Origin of the sequence: Phenylobacterium sp., from assembly GCF_030654915.1 — a bacterium.
Lineage (GTDB): Bacteria > Pseudomonadota > Alphaproteobacteria > Caulobacterales > Caulobacteraceae > Phenylobacterium.
Genome location: NZ_JAURWM010000022.1, coordinates 1 through 2,682 on the forward strand (window position 1 = coordinate 1; position 2,682 = coordinate 2,682).

The 2,682-nt window shown below is 66.8% G+C and carries 3 protein-coding genes; 1 reads left to right on the top strand and 2 read right to left on the bottom strand.

The window, feature by feature from the left end; all coding sequences use genetic code 11:
- Window positions 1–1,071, bottom strand: a 1,071-nt coding sequence (locus Q7T84_RS00780) for a TldD/PmbA family protein (protein WP_304805654.1), incomplete at its 3' end; no start/stop codon positions are given.
- A gap of 55 nt (window positions 1,072–1,126) precedes the next feature.
- Window positions 1,127–1,504 (bottom strand): DUF3140 domain-containing protein, encoded by a 378-nt coding sequence (locus Q7T84_RS00785; RefSeq protein WP_304805655.1) that lies wholly within the window; start codon window positions 1,502–1,504, stop codon window positions 1,127–1,129.
- A 253-nt stretch (window positions 1,505–1,757) separates the two neighbouring features.
- Here Q7T84_RS00785 and coxB point away from each other — a divergent pair.
- The coding region (gene coxB / locus Q7T84_RS00790; protein ID WP_304805656.1) for a cytochrome c oxidase subunit II at window positions 1,758–2,682 on the top strand (925 nt) is incomplete at its 3' end.

Consider the following 2,682-nt stretch of genomic DNA (forward strand, 5'->3'; position numbering starts at 1 on the left):
CATGCGCGGCATCGGCATGTGCGCGTAGGACTGGCGCCGGCCGTTGCCGGTGGCGCTCAGGCCCATCAGCCGGGCGCTCATCCGGTCGTGCATGTAGCCCACGAGGATGCCGTCCTCGATCAGGATGGTGCGTTCGGTCGGCGTACCCTCGTCATCGACGGTCAGCGAGCCCCGGCGGCCAGCCAGGGTGCCGTCGTCGAAGACCGTGACGCCCGGCGCGGCCACCCGCTCGCCGATCCGGCCGGAGAAGGCCGAAGTACCCTTGCGGTTGAAGTCGCCTTCCAGGCCGTGGCCGACGGCTTCGTGCAGCAGCACGCCGTTCCAGCCGGGGCCGAGCACCACGTCCATCTCGCCGGCCGGGCAGGGGACGGCGTCCAGATTGACCAGGGCCTGGCGCAGGGCTTCCTCGGCCTGCTCCTGCCACTTTTCGGGGGTGATCCAGGCTTCGAAGCCCGCGCGGCCGCCGGCCCCGGCGAAACCGTTCTCGCGCTTGCCGTCCTTCTCGACCGTCACCTGGACGTTCACGCGGCATAGCGGGCGCACGTCGCGAATCAGGCGGCCGTCGGCGCGCAGGATCTCCACCGTGCGGCGCTCGCCGGCCAGGCTGGCCATTACCTGGACGACGCGCGGATCGCGGGCGCGGGCCCAGGCGTCGATTTCCTGCAGCAGGGCGACCTTGTCGGAGAAGGCGGGCGAGGCGGTCGGGTCATCCTCGCCATAGAGCTTGGCGTTGGTGGAACGAGGCCCTTCGGCCGAGACGCCGCAATAGCCGCGCTTGGCCAAGGAAGAGGATTGCGCCGCGCGCTTGATCGCGGCCTCCGAGACTTCGCTGGAATGGGAGTAGCCGGCGGTCTCGCCGGCCACGACCCGCAGGCCAAAGCCCTCCGACGAATCATAGGAGGCCGACTTCAGCCGTCCGTCGTCGAACAGGAAGGCCTCGCTCTCGGACTTTTCCACGAAAAGTTCGCCATCGTCGGCACCGACCAGCGCCTCGCCGAGGATTTCGCGGGCGCGCTCTAGCGAGACGCCGGCGGAGTCGAGGATCGAGGGAGCGGGGGAGTGGGCGGTCATCGGCTTGTGCTTTCGAAAGGCGAGCCATGAGAGATAGGAGGTCGCGGCCCCGTCGTCACCCCAAACCGCTATCGGAGCCGCCGCGCCCGACCAAGGGATCGTGCCCCCAGTTCATCAGCGACCACCGCCAGCGGGTTCGCGTCACATCGCCCCAAGGCCGCTGGGCGAGGTGGCGGCGGCCATAGCCGATCACCTTTTTCATATGGGCGTAGTCGGCGTCGGTGAGGTCGCCCACGGCCTTGGCCCTGATCTCCAATATGCGCCAGCCCGACTGGCGCCCGACAGATTCGCTCTCGCCGCGACGGGTGAACCCGACCTTCTTGCTCTCGTCGGTCTCCAGCCAGTCGCGAAGCTGGGCGGGCGACATGTTCACCATGGCCTCGAAGTCTCGCCAAATGGCCTGTTCCTCATCGGGAGCGCGATGCAGCTTCACGAATTCTCCTGATCCAGGTTGATGAGAACTACGCAGGATCGCGCGTTTTGGACGCTTGGCGTCTGACATATCGTCGGTCGGTAAGCAGACAACACGCCATAGGGGGCCTTAGCGCCTTGGCAAGGCCTGGGAGAGCGCGTATGGACCCCGACTTAAGGGCGGGGCCTCGCGTTTTGTGGCTCTGCATTTGATTCCAGTCGGCGGGGGCGATCGTCTTTCGCGAGGCGCGGCCGGCCAAGCAGACCGAGGGGACATGAAGTCTAGGGTTCAGGGCATGCGGACGTGGGCGGCAGGCGCCGCTGCGGGCGCGACGTCGGCGTTCTGGAGCGTTCAGGCGCTCGCAGAAGATTTGATGGGTCAGCCGACACCGGGCGGCATCAGCCTGCAGCCGGCGGCTTCGCCGTTGAAGCACGCTGTGCATGATTTCCACGATTTCATCCTGCTGCCGATCATCACGGCGATCTGCTTGTTCGTGCTCGCGCTGCTGATCTGGTGCGCGATTCGCTACAACAAGCGTTCGAACCCGATCCCGGCGAAGTGGAGCCACAACACGCTCGTCGAAGTCGTGTGGACCGTGGTGCCGGTCTTGATCCTGATGGCCGTCTCGGTCGTCTCGTTCAAACTGCTCTTCGCCTATCACGACATGCCCAAGCCGGACCTGACCGTTAAGGCCACCGGCTACCAGTGGTACTGGGGTTATGAACTGCCTGACCAAAAGGTCGGCGAATTCATCTCCAACATGCTGCCGGAAGAAGAAGCCAAGGCGCGCAACGTTCCGTATCGCCTGGCCGCCACCGAGCCGCTCGTGGTTCCGGTCAATAAGACCGTCCGCGTTCTGGTCACCGGCGCCGACGTGATCCACGCCTTCGCCCTTCCGGCGTTCGGCCTGAAGATCGACGCCATTCCTGGCCGGATCAACGAAACCTGGTTCCGCGCCGAGCGCACGGGCACCTTCTATGGCCAGTGCTCGGAGCTGTGCGGCGTCGACCACGCCTTCATGCCGCTGGAAATCAAGGTTGTGACCCAGCCTGAATTCGAAGCCTGGGTGGCTTCGAAGGGCGGTTCGATGACGCCAGACGCACCGGCCGCTCCGGCGCCCGCTGCTCCGGCCGCCGCCGACGCCGCGACCCCGGCCGCCGCCACGGCGCCCGCGACCGCCGCTGCGAGCACCCCGGCCG